General features: G+C 52.3%; 19 protein-coding genes, 1 tRNA gene and 1 pseudogene. 13 read left to right on the top strand and 8 right to left on the bottom strand.

Annotation, left to right across the window (positions count from 1 at the left end; translation table 11 throughout):
• Positions 1-14 precede the first annotated feature (14 nt).
• A complete protein-coding gene (locus tag HOJ08_09235; GenBank protein ID MBT5673615.1) occupies positions 15-1,040 on the top strand; it encodes a peptidoglycan DD-metalloendopeptidase family protein in 1,026 nt (341 codons plus the stop codon).
• Here HOJ08_09235 and HOJ08_09230 read toward each other — a convergent pair.
• Entirely contained in the window at positions 1,037-1,924 is an 888-nt protein-coding gene (locus HOJ08_09230) for an ATP-binding protein (protein ID MBT5673614.1), read from the bottom strand. The genes HOJ08_09235 and HOJ08_09230 overlap by 4 nt on opposite strands.
• A 218-nt stretch (positions 1,925-2,142) precedes the next feature.
• On the opposite strand from HOJ08_09230, the gene yajC reads away from it, so the two are divergent.
• From yajC to HOJ08_09210, 4 genes are read left to right on the top strand one after another with little or no spacing between them, the layout of a single operon-like run.
• Positions 2,143-2,496: a preprotein translocase subunit YajC gene (gene yajC, locus HOJ08_09225; protein ID MBT5673613.1), complete on the top strand. Its 354-nt coding sequence runs from the start codon at positions 2,143-2,145 to the stop codon at positions 2,494-2,496.
• Between the two features lie 58 nt (positions 2,497-2,554).
• Positions 2,555-4,159 (top strand): protein translocase subunit SecD, encoded by a 1,605-nt coding sequence (gene secD, locus HOJ08_09220; GenBank protein MBT5673612.1) that lies wholly within the window; start codon positions 2,555-2,557, stop codon positions 4,157-4,159.
• 8 nt (positions 4,160-4,167) lie between these two features.
• Positions 4,168-5,100: a protein translocase subunit SecF gene (secF, locus tag HOJ08_09215; protein MBT5673611.1), complete on the top strand. Its 933-nt coding sequence runs from the start codon at positions 4,168-4,170 to the stop codon at positions 5,098-5,100.
• A gap of 24 nt (positions 5,101-5,124) precedes the next feature.
• Positions 5,125-5,502 (top strand): hypothetical protein, encoded by a 378-nt coding sequence (locus HOJ08_09210; protein ID MBT5673610.1) that lies wholly within the window; start codon positions 5,125-5,127, stop codon positions 5,500-5,502.
• A 68-nt stretch (positions 5,503-5,570) separates the two neighbouring features.
• On the opposite strand, the pseudogene HOJ08_09205 reads toward HOJ08_09210, so the two are convergent.
• From HOJ08_09205 to uvrA, 4 genes and pseudogenes are all read right to left on the bottom strand, one after another.
• Positions 5,571-6,185 (bottom strand): annotated as a pseudogene (locus HOJ08_09205) (hypothetical protein).
• A 100-nt stretch (positions 6,186-6,285) separates the two neighbouring features.
• Entirely contained in the window at positions 6,286-7,083 is a 798-nt protein-coding gene (locus tag HOJ08_09200; GenBank protein MBT5673609.1) for a squalene/phytoene synthase family protein, read from the bottom strand.
• 53 nt (positions 7,084-7,136) lie between these two features.
• Positions 7,137-8,516, bottom strand: a complete 1,380-nt coding sequence (gene trmFO / locus HOJ08_09195; protein MBT5673608.1) for a methylenetetrahydrofolate--tRNA-(uracil(54)-C(5))-methyltransferase (FADH(2)-oxidizing) TrmFO — start codon at positions 8,514-8,516, stop codon at positions 7,137-7,139.
• A gap of 16 nt (positions 8,517-8,532) precedes the next feature.
• Positions 8,533-11,541: an excinuclease ABC subunit UvrA gene (uvrA, locus tag HOJ08_09190; GenBank protein ID MBT5673607.1), complete on the bottom strand. Its 3,009-nt coding sequence runs from the start codon at positions 11,539-11,541 to the stop codon at positions 8,533-8,535.
• Between the two features lie 177 nt (positions 11,542-11,718).
• On the opposite strand from uvrA, the gene ssb reads away from it, so the two are divergent.
• The 5 genes from ssb to HOJ08_09165 all read left to right on the top strand — a co-directional run bounded on the left by ssb (position 11,719) and on the right by HOJ08_09165 (position 16,923).
• Positions 11,719-12,213 carry a single-stranded DNA-binding protein gene (ssb, locus tag HOJ08_09185; protein MBT5673606.1) on the top strand — a complete coding sequence of 165 codons (495 nt, stop codon included), beginning with the start codon at positions 11,719-11,721 and terminating at the stop codon, positions 12,211-12,213.
• 312 nt (positions 12,214-12,525) lie between these two features.
• Complete coding sequence (gyrA, locus tag HOJ08_09180) at positions 12,526-15,369, top strand: DNA gyrase subunit A (GenBank protein MBT5673605.1); 2,844 nt, start codon at positions 12,526-12,528, stop codon at positions 15,367-15,369.
• A complete protein-coding gene (gene coaD, locus HOJ08_09175; protein ID MBT5673604.1) occupies positions 15,362-15,862 on the top strand; it encodes a pantetheine-phosphate adenylyltransferase in 501 nt (166 codons plus the stop codon). The genes gyrA and coaD overlap by 8 nt, the downstream gene beginning before the upstream one ends.
• A gap of 94 nt (positions 15,863-15,956) precedes the next feature.
• Entirely contained in the window at positions 15,957-16,760 is an 804-nt protein-coding gene (locus HOJ08_09170) for a hypothetical protein (protein ID MBT5673603.1), read from the top strand.
• Between the two features lie 88 nt (positions 16,761-16,848).
• A tRNA-Lys gene (locus HOJ08_09165) sits at positions 16,849-16,923 on the top strand.
• Between the two features lie 121 nt (positions 16,924-17,044).
• Here HOJ08_09165 and HOJ08_09160 read toward each other — a convergent pair.
• Complete coding sequence (locus HOJ08_09160) at positions 17,045-17,512, bottom strand: YbaN family protein (protein ID MBT5673602.1); 468 nt, start codon at positions 17,510-17,512, stop codon at positions 17,045-17,047.
• Positions 17,513-17,557: 45 nt separating this feature from the next.
• The gene (locus HOJ08_09155) at positions 17,558-17,719 is read right to left on the bottom strand and encodes a hypothetical protein (protein MBT5673601.1); all 162 of its coding nucleotides are present in this window, start codon (positions 17,717-17,719) and stop codon (positions 17,558-17,560) included.
• A 52-nt stretch (positions 17,720-17,771) separates the two neighbouring features.
• Between HOJ08_09155 and HOJ08_09150 the strand changes: the two genes are divergently transcribed.
• On the top strand, positions 17,772-18,077 hold the full coding sequence (locus tag HOJ08_09150) for a hypothetical protein (GenBank protein ID MBT5673600.1): 306 nt from the start codon (positions 17,772-17,774) through the stop codon (positions 18,075-18,077).
• On the opposite strand, the gene HOJ08_09145 is transcribed toward HOJ08_09150, so the two are convergent.
• On the bottom strand, positions 18,074-18,286 hold the full coding sequence (locus tag HOJ08_09145) for a hypothetical protein (protein ID MBT5673599.1): 213 nt from the start codon (positions 18,284-18,286) through the stop codon (positions 18,074-18,076). The two genes, HOJ08_09150 and HOJ08_09145, sit on opposite strands and share 4 nt — an antisense overlap.
• Positions 18,287-18,562: 276 nt before the next feature.
• Between HOJ08_09145 and hspQ the strand changes: the two genes are divergently transcribed.
• Both hspQ and HOJ08_09135 read left to right on the top strand, forming a co-directional pair.
• On the top strand, positions 18,563-18,904 hold the full coding sequence (gene hspQ / locus HOJ08_09140; GenBank protein MBT5673598.1) for a heat shock protein HspQ: 342 nt from the start codon (positions 18,563-18,565) through the stop codon (positions 18,902-18,904).
• Between the two features lie 94 nt (positions 18,905-18,998).
• On the top strand, positions 18,999-19,721 hold the full coding sequence (locus tag HOJ08_09135; protein MBT5673597.1) for a DUF502 domain-containing protein: 723 nt from the start codon (positions 18,999-19,001) through the stop codon (positions 19,719-19,721).
• Positions 19,722-19,728: the final 7 nt, after the last annotated feature.

The following is a 19,728-nucleotide window of genomic DNA, read 5'->3' as shown; positions in this document are numbered from 1 at the left end:
TATTAGGCTCTGGCATGGGTAAAATTTATAAAACCATTATTCCCCTGATTTTGATTGCGGCCCTTGGTGGGTGCTTTGCGCGCACATCACCGCCAGCCCCTGTGTCGAACAAAGCCTCCAACTATTATGGGACGCAGCCCCAAAACAAAATGACCCGCACCCAACAAGTACCTGCTGGGGGGTCCATCACCACATCTCGCCGCACCACCATCCGGGTTAAAAAGGGCGAAAGCCTGTATAAAATTTCACGCAGAGAAAAAGTTCCCCTGCGGGCCCTAATTGAGGCCAATCATCTGTCACCACCCTATGGCTTAAGCGCTGGCACGAGACTGCGTATTCCCGCCATTCGGGTTTATGTCGTGGCAAGGGGCGATACGGTCTATGCCATTGCCCGGCGTTTTGGCCCCAATGCCCCCAATGCCAGCGCCCATGCCATTATCCGTGAAAATGGCCTGAAGCCTCCGGCCTATGCGTTAGAGGTAAATCAAAAACTGATTTTGCCGTGGGTCCAGAAACGCCGCGCAAATTTAAAGCGCAAGACCATCACCGCCCAAGCGTTCCCCAAAGCTGCAAAACACGCAAAAGCCACCAACAGAACCGCATCCAAGCCACGTAAAAAAACACGGACCCGCCTGAGGGCGCCACCACCGCGATCTTCACGGGTCTTTCGCTGGCCTTTGCGGGGGCGGATTTTATCGCGCTTCGGGGGCAAAGGCGGTGGGCTTTACAATGATGGGATCAATATCGCCGCACGCAGGGGCACCCCGGTTCATGCCGTCGAAAATGGCGTTGTTGCCTATGTCGGCAATGAATTGCGCGGCTATGGCAACCTTTTGTTGGTGCGCCATTCCGGGGGATGGGTTTCGGCCTACGCCCATAATGGGAAACTATTGGTGAAAAAGGGCCAGGTCGTGCGCCGGGGCCAAGCCATTGCACGGGTCGGGCAAAGTGGCACAGTCAGCCAGCCACAATTGCATTTTGAATTGCGTCGTGGGCGTCGTGCCGTCAATCCCAAACGATACCTTGCGACCAGAAGCTAGATCGTTTTTTGGCCAAGCCGGCCAGCCACATCCTGAATATATTGCCATGCAACCCGGCCCGAACGCGCGCCCCGGGTCACCGACCATTCATTGGCGCCAGCCAGCAGGTCTGCTTTTTTGATCTTGAGCCGGAAATGCTTTGCGTAGGCTTCAACAATGGCAAAATACGTGTCCTGATCGCACACATGGAACCCAAGCCACAATCCAAACCGATCTGAAAGGGACACCTTTTCCTCAACCGCTTCGGATGGATTGATCGCCGTAGAGCGTTCGTTTTCGATCATATCGCGCGGCATCAAGTGGCGGCGGTTCGACGTCGCATAAAACAGGACATTTTCAGGGCGTCCTTCAATCCCGCCCTCTAAGGCCGCCTTCAGGGATTTAAACGTGGCATCCTGACCATCAAAAGAAAGATCATCACAGAAAACCAGATAACGCCGCTTTTCAGCTCTAAGCATCCGCAAAAGCTTTGGCAGGGCCGCGATATCTTCGCGATGAATTTCAACCAGTCCCAAGCGGGAATTTTGTTGTTTTCGATTAAGTTTGTCATTGACTGCGCCGTGGACCGCCTTGACCAAAGAGCTTTTGCCCATGCCACGCGCGCCCCATAACAGGGCATTGTTGGCAGGCAGGCCCTTTGCAAAGCGTAACGTGTTGGTCAAAAGGGTTTCGCGCTGTTGGTCAATGCCTTTCAAAAGGTCAATGTCCACCCGAGCAAGGGTCGCTATGGGCTGCAAATTTCCGTCATCTGCGTTCCAGACAAACCCGTCAATGCACCCATCTCGGTTATTTTCAGGACCAAGGCCCATTTTCTTTGCCGGGGCCAAACGCTCCAACGCTTCAACAACGCGCAGCAAGAGGGGTTCCATATCATCACAAGACATTGTCAAAAGCCTATATTTTCGCCGATTTTTTCAGCCATATCATACAATTCGGCGCAGGATGGCGCGGCTTTCACATTGGATCAAGGATTTATCGGAAAAATTAGCCCAATTAAGCCACATCGCAGGTTTGCAACTGGCCACGGTATGTCTATATTCCGCCTGACTTATTGCTTCGCTGCCCTGAAGGGCGGTTCACTTTTATGGGGGAGACCCGTTTTATGTTTATTTCACCAGCCTATGCCGCAGGCGCCTCTGGCCCGGGTGCATTCGATATTATGTCGCTTTTGCCCCTGATCCTGATCTTTGTTGTTTTTTACTTCCTGTTGATTCGCCCTCAGCAGAAGAAAGCAAAAGAACACCGTGAAATGCTGACCGCGCTGCGTCGGGGTGACAAGATCGTCACCAATGGCGGCATCATTGGCCAGATCACCAAAGTGGTGAATGAAAACGAACTGGAACTTGAAATTTCCGATGGTGTTCGTGTTCGCTCCGCGCGTGGCATGGTTGCCAGCATTTATGCCCGGACCGAAGCCCCCGATGACGATGACGACGGGGACGATGGCAAAAAATAGTAAGCCTCTCTAATGGCCATGTCCGGCCAGCACCTTACAAAACTGCTACGGTTATCCTATGACTCATTTCGCTAGATGGAAAATCATCCTTATTGTGCTGATCTGCGCGTTCGGCAGTCTGCTGGCGACGCCAAATCTGTTTACAAAACAGGATCTGGTGCATTTCCCAAGCTGGATGCCAAAAGACAAACTGAACCTGGGCCTTGATCTAAGGGGTGGGTCTCATCTGTTGCTGGAAGTTGATCTTAAATCCATCTTTCGCGAACGCATGTCTAATCTGGTTCAATCCATCCGCACAGAATTGCGCAAGGATCGGATCGGCTATAGCAGAATTGGTGTTAGCGGAGATGCCGCCAGTGTCACCATCCGCAAGCCAGACGAAAAGTCTAAAAATGGCAGGGACGGGGAGACCAATCTGGACCGGGCGCGCAAAATCATTCGGCGCATCGAACAAGGCACAACGGTCGATAGTGAGTCTAGTGGGAAGCTAACCATCCGCTATACCGTTGAAGCATTGCGCGAACGGCGCAATCAGGCGCTCAACCAATCCATTGAAATTGTGCGTCGCCGGGTCGATGAATATGGCACGTCTGAACCGACCATCCAGCGCCAGGGGCTTGACCGTATTTTGGTGCAGCTTCCGGGCGTCGATGATCCGGAAAGGATTAAAAGGCTGATCGGGCGTACGGCAAAGATGACCTTTCATCTTGTCGATGACCGGTATCCTCCTGGTGGGCCAATGCCATCGGTCGCACCGCCTGGAACCTTTTTTGCCAAATTGTTCGAACGCGAAAGCGGCGAAGGCGTCAATTACCTTTTGAAAAAACGGATCATGGTCGGTGGCGACACATTGGTGGATTCCCAGCCGTCTTATGATCAGGGTTCTCCGGTCGTCAGTTTCCGGTTTGATTCCGTTGGTGCGCGAAAATTTGGCAACGTGACGAAGAATAACGTGGGCAAACCCTTTGCCATTGTTCTGGATGGAAAAATCATCAGCGCGCCGGTTATCCGTGAACCCATTCTTGGTGGCAGCGGACAAATCAGCGGCGGCTTCACATCCGATGAAGTAACCGATTTGTCCCTGTTGCTTCGTGCCGGTGCCTTGCCAGCACCCATGGCCATCTTGGAAGAACGCACCGTTGGGCCGGACCTTGGTGCTGACTCGGTTGCTTCGGGCGAAATTGCCTGCCTGATCGGCTTTATTCTGGTGCTGGTTTTCATGATCCTTGCCTATGCCATCTTTGGTGTATTTGCCAATATCGCGCTTTTGTTGAACATGTTGCTAATTGTCGGTGTTCTATCGCTGCTTCAGGCAACCCTGACCCTGCCGGGCATTGCGGGCATTGTGCTAACCGTTGGTATGGCGGTGGATGCCAATGTTCTGATCTTTGAACGCATCCGCGAAGAAGTTCGGGGGGGACGATCGCCCTTATCAGCTGTTGATGCCGGTTATCGCCGGGCCATCACCACCATTATCGATGCCAACCTGACCACATTGATCGCGGCCATCATCTTGTTTGAATTTGGTTCCGGTCCTGTGCGCGGGTTTGCCGTCACCTTGGCCGTGGGCATCATGACATCCATGTTCACCGCCATCATGGTGACCCGTCTTATTATCATCACCTGGCTCCGCCGTCGGCGGAACCAGACCCTGCCGATCTAGGAGCACCCATGGCGTTTCTTCCCCTTCGACTGGTCCCCGCTAACACCAAGCTGGATTTCATCGGCAAACGCACCATCGCGTTTGGGTTTTCCATTGTCTTGATGATTCTTTCAATCGGCTTTTTTGCTGTCAAAGGGCTCAATTACGGGATCGACTTCAAGGGTGGCATCTTGATGGAAGTTCGCACCCCCGTTGCACACGACATTGATAACCTGCGCGATCGCTTGAAAGGCCTTAATTTGGGCGAAGTGGCGCTGCAGGAATTTGGCGAACCAACGGATGTGTTGATCCGGGTTGAACGCCAAGATGGTGGCGAAAAGGCACAACAAGTCGCTGTTGAAAGAGTCAAAAAAGCACTGGGAAAAAGCGTCACCAGTTACCGGCGGACAGAATTTGTCGGGCCAAAAGTAGGCGGTGAACTGGTCCAGGCCGGAATTTTGGCCGTGGTGCTATCGCTGTTCGCGATCATGGTCTATGTCTGGTTTCGGTTCGAATGGCAGTTTTCTATCGGGGCCATAACCGCATTAACCCATGATGTGATCGCCACCATTGGAATCTTTTCTGTATTGGGGCTGGAATTTAATCTGGCCACGGTGGCCGCCATTTTGACCATTGCCGGGTATTCCATCAACGATACCGTGGTGGTGTTTGACCGTATTCGTGAAAATCTTCGAAAATTCAAAAGCATGGAAATTGATGCACTGCTCAATCTTTCCATCAACGACACCTTGTCGCGCACCTTGTTGACCTCCATCACCACCTTATTGGCATTGGTCGCCATTTATTTCTTTGGGGGTGCTGTCATTCATGACTTTGCCTTTGCATTGATTTGGGGTGTTTTGATCGGAACATATTCTTCGATTTATGTCGCATCACCCGTCGTCATGCGGTTGAATATCCGCGAGACCATTTCCCAAGGTTCTGTTGGGAACGAAGACTAATCATCTGGCTCTTAGGAGACCATTATGGAAGTCGGTTCTCTAACCTCTAACAACAAAACCGTCATACAGGCTTATGGCGACATGGGCTTTCGTGTCTCTGGCACCCAATACAAGGGAGGCATCATCACGCTGTCCAATCAGGTGATTGCTCTTGGCGTTGACACGTTCGATGCGCTTGAAGCCAACCATTTTTCCCCCATTATCAAAGCAGCAACCGACATTGAAATCTTGCTTGTGGGCTGTGGGGCCAGGGCAGGGGTTCTGAATCAAACCATCAAGGACCACCTGTCGCGGGCCTATATAAGCGTTGAAACGATGGATACAGGGGCAGCATGCCGAACCGTCAACGTGCTGCAAAGCGAAGACCGATTGGTCGGTGCCTTATTAATACCGGTTGAATGAAAAGCACCTATATAAAAAAAACGGGGTGCCCGAAAGCACCCCGCCTTTAAATCATATGCACATACAGGTCAGGTCAGGTGGACCGCGACCATGGCGTATGACATGGGAACTGAAAGCATTGTGTTGGTTCGCGAGAACAGCATCGCTGTTCGCGCCGCCGCCGGTTTTTCTTCCGCCGGCACATCAACCATCCCCAGTGCTTTTTGCTGGTTTGGCCAAATGATGAACCACACGTTGAAGGCCATGACAATGCCCATCCACATGCCAATGCCGATGCTCAAATGCGCCGCACTCTTGGATGTGAACCCAAGGGCCAATGCATCAGAAATATAGCCCAACTGCCATGCCTGAATTAGGCCCCAGACAATCGTGAACAATGCTGCCCAGCGGAACCAGAACAATGCCGCAGGGGCAATAACCTTGCCAATGGCTGGTTTTTGTTCATCAGGAATCTTTGGCATGTTCGGAATTTGAACAAAGTTGAAATACCAAAGAAGACCAATCCACATAACCCCACTCAAGACGTGGAACCAGCGGACCAAAAATACTGCGTAAGGATCTGTTAAAAAGCCCATTGCTGCTTCCCCCTTCTAAAATGTGTATTTAACGATTAAGGCCATGACGATGGTCAAGGCGATCCCGAGAAGGATCGTATTTTGCAAACTTTCAAGAGGATTCTTCATCCCATTCCCCTGCGTTGTTACGTTGTTATAATTAGGTAATTCGCAAAGCCACTCTAAACCAGCACATGGCGGTAACGCAATACTGAGAGATTAATAGCCATTAGCACCACACGCCCCGACAAAATCCCCGGACGAAAATTATGGCGCGGCGAATTTTAGATAAAGACGGGGCACCCATCAAAACATCGTTGGAAGCATAGGCATGGGCCAGCGCTACTGATTGCATTTCCAAAAGGGCGATGGCAATGCGAAGTCGTCTTGTTGGCATCATCGGACAAAGCGGGCCTGAGGACTTTAACAAATCCTGCACCTGTGCTGCCCCCCGGGCGAATACCATTTTTAATGCAGCAGTTGATGTGGTGTCGCCCAAGGCTTCCACCTTTGTATGCGCATCGCGGAACCAGCGTTCGGGCAAATACACCCGCCCCAGCCAGACAAAGTGGCTTCGGGCATTTTCCATGCTGGTCATCAGCTGGATCGCAATCCCAAACCGTTCTGCACGTTGAATGGTCGCTTCATCGGCCCCCAACAACCCAAACCCAAGACGCGCCTGGGGGGCCGCCCAAAAACGGCACCAAATCAGGGTATCAGACCAATCTGGATAGCGGGTTTTGGTGATGTCCTGGCCCGCAGCTTGTAACATCTGCCATGCGGGGCGCACATCCAGCCCCCGGGCCGTCAACAGGGCTTTCAGCGCCATCGCCGCCGTAACGGCATCATCAGAAGTGTTTGGGGCATTTGTCGCATCTTCAAACACATCAGCCACGGCCTTCAGACGCGCTTCTTTTGCCGATGCGTCTAGCGCCGGATGATCTGCCACGGCCCGAAGGGCGCGGGCGTAATTGGCAATCACCAAAAAATCACACTTCTGGTCTGCGTCCAGAAACCGCGATGCCATTAGATTGGGTTCTGTAAATGAAGCGGGTAACAACCCAGGGGCTGCCCGGGTGTTCATCCTTTCAGCCAAGCCGAAAAATCACTGCGTCCCTGAAGGGCACGCAGTTCACGGCGCGCTTTTTTGCCCCGTATGCGTTTTCCCTTTTCATCCCTTGGGTCCATTTCCGGGAACAACCCGAAATTGGCATTCATGGGTTGGAAATCTTTTCCTTCACGGCCAATAGGGGTGTGGGCCCCGGTGATGTGGTTAAGCAAGGCGCCGTGGGACGTGGTGGCCGGCGGTGGGGCCATGGTGGTGCCAAGGGCCTCTGCTGCTGCAAAACGGCCAGCCAAAATGCCCATGGCAGCGGATTCAACGTAGCCTTCAACCCCGGTGATCTGGCCTGCAAACCGAATACGGGGTTCTTTTTTCAAACGCATTTCACCATCAAGCAACACCGGGGAATGGAGAAACGTGTTGCGATGGATGCCGCCCAAGCGCGCAAAGCGTGCATTTTCAAGGCCCGGAATGGAGCGGAAAATGCGGGTTTGTTCGCCGTGTTTTAACTTTGTCTGGAAACCAACCATATTAAACAGGGTCGCTTGTGTGTTATCTTGGCGCAGCTGGATGATGGCATAAGGCTTGTTTGCGCCCGGTTCAGTGTGGGGATTGGTCAATCCCACGGGCTTCATTGGCCCAAACGAAAGCGTTTCAATGCCACGTTCTGCCATCACCTCAATCGGCAGACACCCTTCAAAATAGGGGGTGTCCTTTTCCCAGTCTTTGAACGGCATTTTTTCAGCCGCAATCAACGCATCGATAAAGGCGTAATACTGCGCCTTTTCCATGGGGCAATTGACGTATGAATCCTTTTCGCCGCCGGGGCCTTCCTTGTCATAGCGCGACTGCATCCAGGCAACATCGAAATCAATGGAATCGTGATAAATAATGGGCGCAATGGCATCAAAAAAGGCCAGATGTTCTTCGCCCGTGCGTTCCCCAATGGCATCGGCCAGTGCGGGCGATGTCAAAGGCCCGGTGGCAATGATCACACTTTCCCAATCATCGGGCGGCCAGATGGAAAGCTCTGTGCGCTCAATCGTGATCAGGGGCTCTGCCTCAATCGATGCGGTTACGGCCTTTGAAAATGCGTCACGATCGGCCGCCAAAGCGCCACCAGCGGGGACTTTATGGGCATCGGCCGATTGCATGACCAGCGATCCTGCATCGCGCATTTCAGCATGGAGCAAGCCAACGGCATTGGTGGTGGCATCGTCAGACCGGAACGAATTGGAACAGACCAATTCGGCAAAATCACCGGTCTGGTGCACGTCTGTGCCAACAACCGGACGCATTTCATGCAAGATCACCGGAACACCGGCCCGGGCAACCGCCCAGGCGGCCTCAGAACCCGCAAGGCCGGCACCAATAACGTGAATAGGGTGAATAGGCATGAGGGGTGCTTTTCCGTTAGGCCAATTTGGGCGTTAAAATAGGACCAAGATATTGCCCGGTGTAACTTTTCTTGACCAAAACCACGTCTTCGGGCGTGCCCGCAGCCACGACCTGACCCCCGCCATCGCCGCCTTCAGGGCCCAAATCAATAATCCAGTCGGCTGTTTTGATCACTTCCAGATTATGTTCGATCACCACCACAGAATTGCCCTGATCAACAAGGTGATGCAGCACTTCCAGCAGTTTTTTCACATCTTCGAAATGCAGCCCGGTGGTGGGTTCATCCAGAATATAAAGGGTGCGCCCGGTCGATCGCTTTGCCAGCTCTTTCGCCAATTTAATGCGCTGGGCCTCGCCGCCCGACAAAGTATTCGCCTGTTGGCCAATGTGAATGTAGCCAAGACCCACCTTTTCCAAGGTCACCAGCTTATTTCGAATGGCCGGAACCGCCTTGAAAAAGACCGCACCTTCCTCAACCGTCATATCAAGAACACCTGCTATTGTTTTGTTTTTATACCTTATTTCAAGTGTTTCACGATTATAGCGAAGACCCAGACAGGAATCGCATTGCACATACACATCTGGCAGAAAATGCATCTCGATCTTGATCATCCCATCACCCTGACAGGTTTCACAGCGCCCACCCTTGACGTTGAAGGAAAAGCGCCCGGGCTTGTAGCCCCGCGCCTTGGCTTCTGGCAGGCCCGCAAACCAATCCCGGATGGGCGTGAATGCGCCGGTATAGGTTGCCGGGTTGGACCGTGGCGTGCGGCCAATGGGGCTTTGATCGATATCAATGATTTTATCAACGAATTCAAGACCATCAATCCGGTCATGATCGCCGGGCAGGGTGCGGGCACGCATCAACCGTCTGGCTGCCGCTTTGTACAGGGTTTCCACCACCAGCGATGATTTACCACCCCCTGAAACCCCGGTCACACAGGTCAGGATTGCCAAGGGGATTTCAACATCGATATTGGCAAGATTATTGGCCCTCGCACCCCGGATGGTAATTTTTTGCCTGTTTTCGGCCTTACCCCGGCCTTTTCGGCGCATTTGGGGCACATCAATGCGGCGTCTGCCTGTCAGATACTGCGCGGTCAGGCTGTCTTCGCTCTTGAACACCTGTTTTGGCGTACCTGCGGCCACCACTTGGCCACCATGGACACCGGCACCGGGCCCCATATCAATCAGGTAATCAGCAGCGCGGATGGCTTCTTCGTCATGTTCCACTACCAAAACCGTGTTGCCCAGATCCCGAAGGCGCTTCAGGGTTTCCAAAAGCCGCGCATTATCGCGCTGGTGCAAACCAATGGACGGTTCATCAAGCACATACAAAACACCCGTAAGCCCCGATCCAATTTGCGATGCCAGCCGGATGCGTTGGCTTTCACCCCCGGAAAGGGTTGCAGACCCTCGTGAAATGGTCAGGTATTGCAGCCCAACATCGACCAAGAAGCCGAGGCGATCCCTGATTTCCCTAAGCACCCGTTCGGCAATTTCGCGCTTTTGCGGGCTCAATTCATCGGCAACGGTTGAAAACCATGCGGCTGCCGCCTTCACAGACAGGGCCGTTACCTCGCCAATATGACGCCCAGCAATTTTCACACACAGCGCTTCGGGCTTTAACCGGTGGCCTTCACAGACTTCACACGGATGAGAGGTCTGATACCGCGACATTTCATCGCGCATCCACGATGAATCGGCCTCGAAAAAGCGGCGCTCAAGATTGGGAATAACGCCTTCAAAGGGTTTGGTGACGTCATAGGTCTTGAACCCGTCATCGTATTTCATGGTCACGGGGTCATCGCCGGAACCTGTCAAAATGATGTCGCGGAAGCGCTGATGCAGTTCATTGAAGGGCACGGTGGTCGAAAACTTGAATTGTGCGGCCAACGAATCAAGGGTTTGGGTGTAATACCGCGACGATGACTTGGCCCAGGGCGCAATGGCCCCATCGCGCAGGCTTACATCACCATCTGGCACCACCAATTGAGGATCGAAATAAAGCTTCACCCCCAAACCATCACAAGCAGGACAGGCACCATGGGGATTGTTAAAGGAAAACAACCGGGGCTCAATTTCATCCAGCGAAAATCCGGAAACCGGGCAGGCAAACCGGGCAGAGAAGGTCTTGCGCTCGCCATTCTCGGCATCCATGGCATAAACCAGCCCGTCGGACAGCCCCAGTGCTACCTCCAGGCTATCAGGCAGCCGATTACCGAGGCTCTTGGAGATCACCAAACGGTCCACCACCACATCAATATCGTGGGTCACGGTTTTCTTTAGCTGGGGCGCATCATCAATTTCATAAATTTCGCCGTCAATTTGTACGCGCTGAAAGCCGCGCTTTTGCATTTCCTGCAGTTCCCGGCGGTATTCCCCTTTGCGGCCCCTGACAATGGGTGCCAACAGGTAAATCCGCTTGCCATCACCCATGGCCAGAATGCCATCCACCATCTGGGAAACGGTTTGGCTCTCGATAGGCAGGCCGGTCGCAGGAGAGTAGGGCGTGCCAACCCTTGCATACAGAAGGCGCAGATAATCATAAACTTCCGTCACCGTGCCGACCGTAGAACGGGGATTGCGCGATGTGGTCTTTTGTTCAATGGAAATCGCCGGGGACAAGCCTTCGATGGTGTCATAATCGGGCTTAGACATTAATTCCAGAAATTGCCGCGCATAGGCGGACAGGCTTTCCACATAACGGCGCTGGCCTTCGGCATAAATGGTGTCAAAGGCCAACGATGACTTGCCAGAACCCGAAAGCCCGGTGATCACCGTCAGTTGATCGCGGGGAATATCCACATCAATCCCGGCTAGATTATGTTCCCGGGCCCCCCGGACGCTGATGCGGGGGCCATCAAAGCCACCCACAATGACAGAAGATGCCACAGAATCGGTCTTCTTGGTTTTAGGCTTGGTTTCAGGCCGTGGTTTCGGGCGTGCCTTCGCACTGGCCTTTGGGGCCGTTTTTTTCGGGCGCTTTCGCCCGGTGCTGATATTTTTTTTGACGGATGCCATGGGTTCTTTGGGTGAGATCACTACGGAAGGCTGTTTTTGCATGAAAAAAAAGAAATGCCCAACAGAATTGTTACAAAATTGCTGTCCAGACGATCGTTTATCGCTGTCAGGGCGATCGTTTTCGGTTACTCTGCAACCAGCATTAAACACATTATCTAACAAGGGAGAAGTCATCCAATGGCTGGTAGCGTTAACAAGGTCATTCTGGTGGGAAACCTGGGCCGGGACCCTGAAGTTCGTTCAACCCAGGACGGCAACAAAATCGTCCAGCTTTCATTGGCCACCTCTGAAAACTGGAAAGATCGCACCACGGGTGAGCGCCGTGAAAAAACGGAATGGCACCGGGTGGTCATTTTCAACGAACATCTTGCCGGTATTGCTGAACAATACCTGCGCAAGGGCGCCAAACTTTATATCGAAGGCCAATTGCAGACCCGCAAATGGCAGGATAAAGAAGGCGTCGATAAATACACCACAGAAATTGTCCTCAACAAATTCCGTGGCGAATTGACCATGCTGGATTCCCGAGGCGAAGGCGGTGGCGATTATGCCAGTGGTGGTGCTGTTGGTGCCAGTGCTGGTGCCGGTGCAGCCAGTGGCGGTGCAAGCATTGGCGGCGCTCAGGATGCGCCCATGGGTGGCCCTGATCTCGACGACGAAATCCCGTTCTAGAAACCTGTTTTCTTCTCTGGTTTAGAACCCGTTACAGGGCACCAAATGGTGCCCTGTAACCCTTTCACAAAAAACAGGTTTTTCGACACTATCTTGTTGTTGTTGGACGTCCGATAAGCTATATTTAGCGGTATTAACGACCCCTGTACGGGGACCATTTTTCCCCTGTACATACCCTTACTCGGACCTGTTTACTTGACCGAAATTCCACCACCCGAAGACACCCCCGAAGAACCCCCGGAAAACGGGCCAGAAGACAGCGCGCCGCCGCCTTTGCCGCCCGGAATTCCCTTCATCACCATCGAAGATGAGATGAAGAAATCGTATCTCGATTACGCCATGAGCGTAATCGTTTCGCGAGCGCTTCCTGACGTGCGCGATGGTCTGAAACCGGTTCACCGGCGCATTCTGTTTTCGATGAAGGAACAGGGTTACGACTGGAACAAACCCTTCCGTAAATCGGCGCGCATCGTTGGTGATGTCATGGGTAAAGATCACCCCCATGGCGATTCTGCCATTTACGATGCCATGGTTCGCATGGCTCAGAGCTTTTCCATGCGTCTGCCTCTGATCCATGGTCAGGGGAACTTTGGTTCCATGGATGGCGATCCCGCTGCTGCCATGCGCTATACCGAAGCGCGTCTTCACAAGGTTGCCCACCTGCTGCTGGAAGGCATCGATCAAGACACCGTTAATTTTCAAGAAAATTACGATGCGACCACCCGCGAACCTATGGTTTTACCAGCCCGGTTTCCAAACCTGTTGGTCAATGGGGCAGGCGGCATCGCGGTTGGCATGGCAACCAACATTCCGCCGCAAAATCTTGGCGAATTAATTGATGCCTGCTTCTTGTTACTGGATGATCCAGAGACCACCATTGAACAATTGATTGAATGTGTGCCCGGGCCGGACTTTCCAACCGGTGGGATCATTCATGGCAGTGCCGGCATTCGTTCTGCCTATCATACCGGGCGCGGTTCTGTGGTCATCCGTGGACGCACGCATATCGAAGAATTGGGCCGTGACCGCGAAGCCATCATCATCACGGAAATTCCGTATCAGGTTAATAAATCCCGCATGATTGAACACATCGCCAATGTGGTTCGTGAAAAACGGGTTGAAGGCATTTCTGAACTACGCGATGAATCAGACCGTGACGGGGTTCGTGTCGTCATTGAACTGCGCCGCGAGGCCATGTCTGAGATCGTCCTGAACCAGCTTTACCGTTACACGCCGCTTCAGACCTCATTCGGTGTCAACATGTTGGCCTTGAATGGCGGCCGACCAGAAATGATGAACCTCAAGCAAATCCTTGAAGCCTTCATCGATTTCCGCGAAGAGGTGATTACCAGACGCACGGCCTTTGAACTGGGCAAGGCCCGGGACCGTGCCCATATCTTGGTCGGCTTGGCCATTGCGGTTGCCAATCTTGATGATGCCATTGCTATGATCCGGGCCGCTAAAGATCCCCAGACGGCACGTGAAAACCTGATGGCGAAACCCTGGCCCGCAAAAGACGTGGCACCACTGATTGAACTCATTGATGAACCCGGCAGGGAAGTCGTAGATGGTCATTACCAATTATCCGAAGCCCATGCCCGCGCCATTCTGGAATTAAGACTGCACCGGTTAACCGGTTTGGAACGCGATAAAATCGCCGAAGAACTGATCGACGTTTGCGACCAGATCAAGGAATTCCTAACAATCCTTAGCTCACGGGAAAAACTGCGGTCCATCCTTCGCGATGAACTGGTCGAGGTAAAAGAAGAATTTGCAAACCCAAGACGCACCACCTTGGAAGAATCGAGCGCCGAAGTTGATATCGAAGACCTGATCCAGCGCGAAGAAATGGTCGTCACCGTTTCGCATAAGGGATACATAAAACGCGTCCCCCTTAACGCCTACCGTGCCCAGCGTCGTGGTGGCAAAGGCCGTTCAGGCATGAACACCCGGGACGAAGATTTTGTTGCCCAGGTCTTTGTGGTCAACACCCATACGCCGGTGTTGTTCTTTTCATCACGGGGCATCGTTTACAAAGAAAAAGTCTATCGCTTGCCCATTGGCTCACCCCAATCCATTGGCAAGGCCATGATCAACCTGTTCCCCCTGCAAGAAGGTGAAACCATCACCACCTTGATGCCGTTGCCCGAAGATGAGGAAACATGGAGTGATTTGCATGTCATGTTCTCAACCGCATCGGGCAATGTCCGTCGCAATCGGCTTTCCGATTTCAGCAACGTGATGTCGAATGGCAAAATTGCCATGAAGCTTGATGAAGGGGATCAACTGATCGGGGTTCAAACCTGCACCGAAGACGCCGACGTGCTTCTGGCAACCCTGCATGGAAAATGCATTCGCTTTCCAGCAACAGAGGTCCGTGTCTTTACCGGCCGCAATTCCACCGGCAACAGGGGCATTCGTCTGGATAAGGACGATTCTGTCATTTCAATGTCTATCCTGCGCCACCTCATTATTGAAACCGATGAACGCACGGCCTATTTACGCCAGGCTGGCGCCTTGCGTCGCGGGGCCAATGGGAATGGTAACGGCAATCATGACACCGAAGAAGACAAAGGCGTCAAAGTCGAAGTGGTGGCAGAAAATGCAGCCGCAACCCAGGACACCATCAGCCAAGTTCGATTTGATGAATTATTTGCCGCAGAACAGTTCCTGTTGACCATTGCCGATTCCGGGTTTGGCAAACGCAGTTCAGCGTTCGAATACCGGATCACGCGGCGTGGGGGCAAAGGCATTGAACTGATGAAGTTTGGCGCCGGTGACAATCATGTTGCCGCCGCATTCCCTGTCATGGACGATGACCAGATTATGCTGGTCACCGATGGCGGAAAATTAATTCGCACCCCCGTCACCGATATCCGCATTGCCGGCCGGTCAACCCGGGGAGTCACGCTGTTCCGCATCAACGATGATGAACGGGTCGTTTCCATTGCCCATATGGTTGATGTCGATGATGATGAAGACCTGCCAGAAGATATGGACGAAGATGGCACCGAAGGTGATGTCGCCACAGATGGCATAGAAGGCACCGAAGAAGGCGGGGAGGGCAGCGCACCCGAGCCAACCAGCAATGGTCTTGATCCTTCGCCAGATTTAGATGCAGAATCTGATCAAGCAGAGGAGCCGTCCGATGACTAATCCCAAAAGGGGCATTTATCCCGGTTCGTTTGATCCCATTACGTTGGGGCATCTGGATATTATCCGTCGCGCAACCCGGGCCGTAGACCACCTTATCATTGGGGTTGCTGCGAATGATGGCAAGAACCCGGTTTTTTCTGTTGAAGAACGCGTTGCTCTGGTCGAAGCAGACATTGCAACACTTGATACCACTGCCACCATCGAAGTCATCGCCTTTGACGGCTTGCTGGTTTCACTGGCCGAAGAAAATGGCGCATCACTGATCATCCGGGGACTTCGAGCCGTTTCAGATTTCGAATACGAATTCCAGATGGTTGGTATGAATTCTCGTCTCAACCCCGATGTAGAAACCGTCTTTTTGATGGCATCAGACCGCCACCAATTTATATCGTCACGGTTCGTCAAAGAAATCTGTCGCTTGGGCGGGGATATTTCCCAGTTTGTATCCGAAAATGTCTCCCAAACCTTGAAAGCGCATTACGAAAATTCCTGAATGCGGCGCACAGGTTCACCAAGACAGTATTCCCGGCTTCCAAATTCCATTACACTTTCTAAAAAGCCATAATGGCTAAATTCAGGGAGGATTGATGATGACCACCGGACGCTTGCGCTATCTTGCCTATCTGTCTGAAGACCCAGACCGCATGGCGGATTTTTACACCCGTCATCTGGCGCTGGAAGAATTGGGTCGATCCAATAGCGGGGATATATCGCTGACCGATGGGTCCTTTAACATCACCTTTTTAAAGGCGCGTGACGATCTGGATGAAATGGATAAAACCATTGGTCTTCACCATATCGGCCTGGAAGTGGACGATATGGACAAAGTCATCACCAAATATCTCGACCGCACACCGCGCGGCGAAGTGATTGAGGAACAAGGCGGGCTACATTTTGGCGAGGTCCGCATTTTTGATCCTGAATGCCATGCCATCAGCCTTTCTGAATCAAATTTTGGGATTGGCCGCGAAGAAACACGCATTCCACGGATGGCCCATATTGCCTTAAATGCCCTGGACCCAACCAACATTCTTGATTTCTACGTTGATATGTTCAATTTCCGCGAACTGGACACGTCCCGCGAACGACGCCAGCAGGGGCGCAAAAACCGGTTTGCAGCTGATGGATTTACCAATTTTGCAATCCATCCCTATTACAACATAACCCTGGAAGGCCATGAAGAACGCTTTGGCATGAACCACATCGGTTTTCTGGTTTCCGATATGGATGAAAAACTGGCTAACTTTAAAAAGGAAATTCCCGTGGCCCCAAGGCCAGATTCAAGGCCATATGCGGAACACCGGATCCGTGATCTGGAAGCCAATGGGGTGGACCTTTCCATGGCAAAAGGCTGGGAAGTTGACCTTGGAAAGTGGGAAAATGGCGTTTAAGGCGATTTATGCCAATTATTTCGGAATAATGGCCAACCCACGCTTTTCAGACCGCCTCTGTCATGCTAAACCGCAGCCCGGAGATTGTGGGCCGGTAGCTCAGGGGTAGAGCATCCGCCTTTTAAGCGGATGGCCGTGGGTTCGATCCCCACCCGGCCCACCACTTTCCGAAAGCCAAATACAGGCGTGCCCAAATTGGGTGCGCCTGTGGCTTTTTGGGCCACCCGATTTATCACGCTTTGAAAGTTTCAGGCTGTGTTTGAGGGGCAGGCTTGTGTCGATGCCTACAGTAATTCCTCTGCTGCCCCAGACGGGCGCGATGGGCGGGACAGGATATAGCTCGCGGCCGGCACCATGATCCCGGCCAACAAGGCGGGCAGGGCCCAGTCATTGGCCACAAAAAAAGCAACAAATATCCAACTGGCACTCATCATTGTCACTGCCGTGGCCTTGGCCTGAGGCGGGATGACACGATGGGCATGCCAATCGCGCAACGGACGCCCAAGATAGCGGTGGCTGTAAAGCCAGCTATGAAAGCGGGTTGAACTCTTTGAAAATGCCCAAAGGGCCATCAGCAAAAAAACCGTTGTTGGCATCACCGGTAAAAACACGCCAATAATCCCAAGACCAACATTGAGCCACCCAAATGCCAACAAGGCATAACGTACAGGGCCACAGACGTAGGATCCCGATGCCTCGGATATCTCTCGGGCTGCTGTTTCCTTGACGTGGCTGCTGATGACATTTTCCATGAAAAAACCTTAGGCTAAAGCGGTGAAAGAGCTGTTAACCGGCGTTCAATTAATCGACATGCTCGACATGGCCGTAAGACGCACCTGACCCAGGAATTGTTCATCTGATTCGGCATGCATCGACAACATGAATTCTTCACCCGGGGCCAATTTCAAAGCAAGTTGGCGCGCAGCGTCCATACTGGCGGCGCTGATGGTCTTGGTCAAGACCCCGGCCTTGCCATCCCCTGCTTGATAGACATAACAGGCAATCCAGCTGGTGTTGTCAGGGCTTGCAGCGGGGGAAGTTTGTGGTTGTCTGGCGGTTGCTTTTTTAGCAGCAGGCTTTTTTCTAGCCTTCTTTTTGGCGGGAACAGCCTTTTTGGCAGAAACCTTCTTTTTAGCGGAAGACGCTTTATTGGCAGGAGCCTTCTTTTTAGCGGAAGACGCTTTTTTGGCAGGAGCCTTCTTTTTGGCAGGCGCCGTTTTTTTAGAGGCGGCCTTCTTGCGCATCGCGGGTTTCATCATCGCGGGCTGTGGCGCTGACTTTTTTTCTAATGGGGAAACGGTTGCCATCGTTGTCTAATCCAATTGAAGGGGATTGAGACGGCCCGGTTGGGCTTCTTCATAGCAAGCAACATCCCCAATGGTGCGATAGCAGAAGTTATGGACCGTTCGTTCCTCGTGACAGGTGACTTTCTTGGGCCCGAGTGGATCTTCTATATTGATGGCGCTCTTGCAAATATGAAGAACCGACACTTTTCGGCCCTTGTTATCAACCTCGGTCGTTTTCATAACCGTTGGCGTGCTAGCACAAGCAGCTAACATCAGCGCCAAAGTCGTGAAAACCAGTCCATTGGTTAATGGTTTAAAATATTGCATTGGGCCTCTCATGGCTCAAATATCGGGTTATTTAGTAAAATTTATGTTAAAATGACTGTTGTAGCCCCAAAACGACCACCAAACATGGTGATTAAAAAAGGCTGATTTCTGCATATTTTTATTCAAAAACATGCTTTATAGACCCACAGATTCTGCCCAAAAATAGCTGCCCCCTGGAGTTAGCCTTTAATGATCCAAAACAGGACAAGACGTCCCAGAAAATCCCACGCCCGTTTCCGTCTGGGCCAACCCATCCAGCACAAGCTTTTTAATTATAGGGGCGTTGTTGTTGATGTGGATCCCAGTTATCAGGGCACGGCCGAATGGTATGACCAAATGGCGCGATCCAATCCACCTAAAGACGCACCGTGGTACCACGTCCTGGTTGATGGGGCTGAGCACTGGGGCTACGTTGCCGAACGCAATCTTCAAGCCGATTTAACCGGAGAACCCATTGACCATCCGGATATTGACGACATATTCAGGGATTTCACCAATGGAACCTATTCCCGGCGCGAAAGCCTGAATTAAAGCCATAATCTTGCCTTTTAAATAACCCAGTATTTTGACGATGGGTATTTGATGATTCCCGTCTCCCGTCTCCCATATTGACCCATGAGCAACCATGACTGAACAAACGCCCAATTCCACTGGTTCACAAGAACCCCCCGTGACAGAGCCACCAAAGGTGACTTTAAAATCACGCGTTCTCCACCGTCTGCGCAACTACATGATTGCCGGCTTATTGGTAACAGCCCCCATTGGCCTGACCGTTTATATGGCCTGGCTTTTCATTTCCTGGATCGATAATAAAGTGATGCCGATGATTCCGGCGCTGTATCATTCAGAAACCTATCTTCCGTTCTCTATTCCAGGGCTTGGCCTGTTTATCGTGCTGATCGGATTGATCCTGATTGGCGCGCTGACGGCCAGCTTGCTGGGGCGGACATTTTTGCGCCTGTCTGAACGGATCATGCACCGCATGCCCATCGTACGGGGCCTCTATGGAACACTGAAACAGGTGTTTGAAACCATTTTGAGCCACCAATCAGATGCCTTTCGCCAGGTGGTTCTGGTCGAATACCCCCGGCGCGGTATCTGGACCATTGGCTTCCTTACCGGTGAGACATTGGGTGAAGTGCAAAATATAACCAAGGACCGTGTTTTAAATATTTTCATACCAACGACCCCCAACCCGACCTCTGGCTTTTTGCTATTTATTCCCGAAGAAGATGTCATTGAACTTTCTATGGGCGTGGAAGAGGGCATCAAGATGGTGATGTCTGGCGGCATCGTCACGCCCATGGATCGCCGGTCAGAAAGTGACAGAAAAAAACCCAAGGTTTAAGAAAAAC

The organism is Rhodospirillales bacterium (genome assembly GCA_018666775.1).
Classification (GTDB): Bacteria; Pseudomonadota; Alphaproteobacteria; order SMXQ01; family SMXQ01; genus JABIXC01.
This window is presented reverse-complemented; position numbering and strand designations above follow the sequence as displayed.

Excerpts from the sequence above, each read along its gene's own strand:
- secD (MBT5673612.1), top strand. The coding sequence starts at position 2,555 with ATGACTCATTTCGCTAGATGGAAAATCATCCTTATTGTGCTGATCTGC.
- HOJ08_09210 (MBT5673610.1), top strand. The coding sequence starts at position 5,125 with ATGGAAGTCGGTTCTCTAACCTCTAACAACAAAACCGTCATACAGGCT.
- trmFO (MBT5673608.1), bottom strand. The coding sequence starts at position 8,516 with ATGCCTATTCACCCTATTCACGTTATTGGTGCCGGCCTTGCGGGTTCT.
- HOJ08_09160 (MBT5673602.1), bottom strand. The coding sequence starts at position 17,512 with ATGGAAAATGTCATCAGCAGCCACGTCAAGGAAACAGCAGCCCGAGAG.
- secF (MBT5673611.1), top strand. The coding sequence starts at position 4,168 with ATGGCGTTTCTTCCCCTTCGACTGGTCCCCGCTAACACCAAGCTGGAT.
- hspQ (MBT5673598.1), top strand. The coding sequence starts at position 18,563 with ATGATCCAAAACAGGACAAGACGTCCCAGAAAATCCCACGCCCGTTTC.
- HOJ08_09230 (MBT5673614.1), bottom strand. The coding sequence starts at position 1,924 with ATGTCTTGTGATGATATGGAACCCCTCTTGCTGCGCGTTGTTGAAGCG.
- coaD (MBT5673604.1), top strand. The coding sequence starts at position 15,362 with ATGACTAATCCCAAAAGGGGCATTTATCCCGGTTCGTTTGATCCCATT.
- ssb (MBT5673606.1), top strand. The coding sequence starts at position 11,719 with ATGGCTGGTAGCGTTAACAAGGTCATTCTGGTGGGAAACCTGGGCCGG.
- HOJ08_09200 (MBT5673609.1), bottom strand. The coding sequence starts at position 7,083 with ATGGCATCGCGGTTTCTGGACGCAGACCAGAAGTGTGATTTTTTGGTG.
- HOJ08_09170 (MBT5673603.1), top strand. The coding sequence starts at position 15,957 with ATGATGACCACCGGACGCTTGCGCTATCTTGCCTATCTGTCTGAAGAC.
- yajC (MBT5673613.1), top strand. The coding sequence starts at position 2,143 with ATGTTTATTTCACCAGCCTATGCCGCAGGCGCCTCTGGCCCGGGTGCA.
- gyrA (MBT5673605.1), top strand. The coding sequence starts at position 12,526 with ATGAAGAAATCGTATCTCGATTACGCCATGAGCGTAATCGTTTCGCGA.
- HOJ08_09135 (MBT5673597.1), top strand. The coding sequence starts at position 18,999 with ATGACTGAACAAACGCCCAATTCCACTGGTTCACAAGAACCCCCCGTG.
- uvrA (MBT5673607.1), bottom strand. The coding sequence starts at position 11,541 with ATGGCATCCGTCAAAAAAAATATCAGCACCGGGCGAAAGCGCCCGAAA.
- HOJ08_09145 (MBT5673599.1), bottom strand. The coding sequence starts at position 18,286 with ATGAAAACGACCGAGGTTGATAACAAGGGCCGAAAAGTGTCGGTTCTT.
- HOJ08_09235 (MBT5673615.1), top strand. The coding sequence starts at position 15 with ATGGGTAAAATTTATAAAACCATTATTCCCCTGATTTTGATTGCGGCC.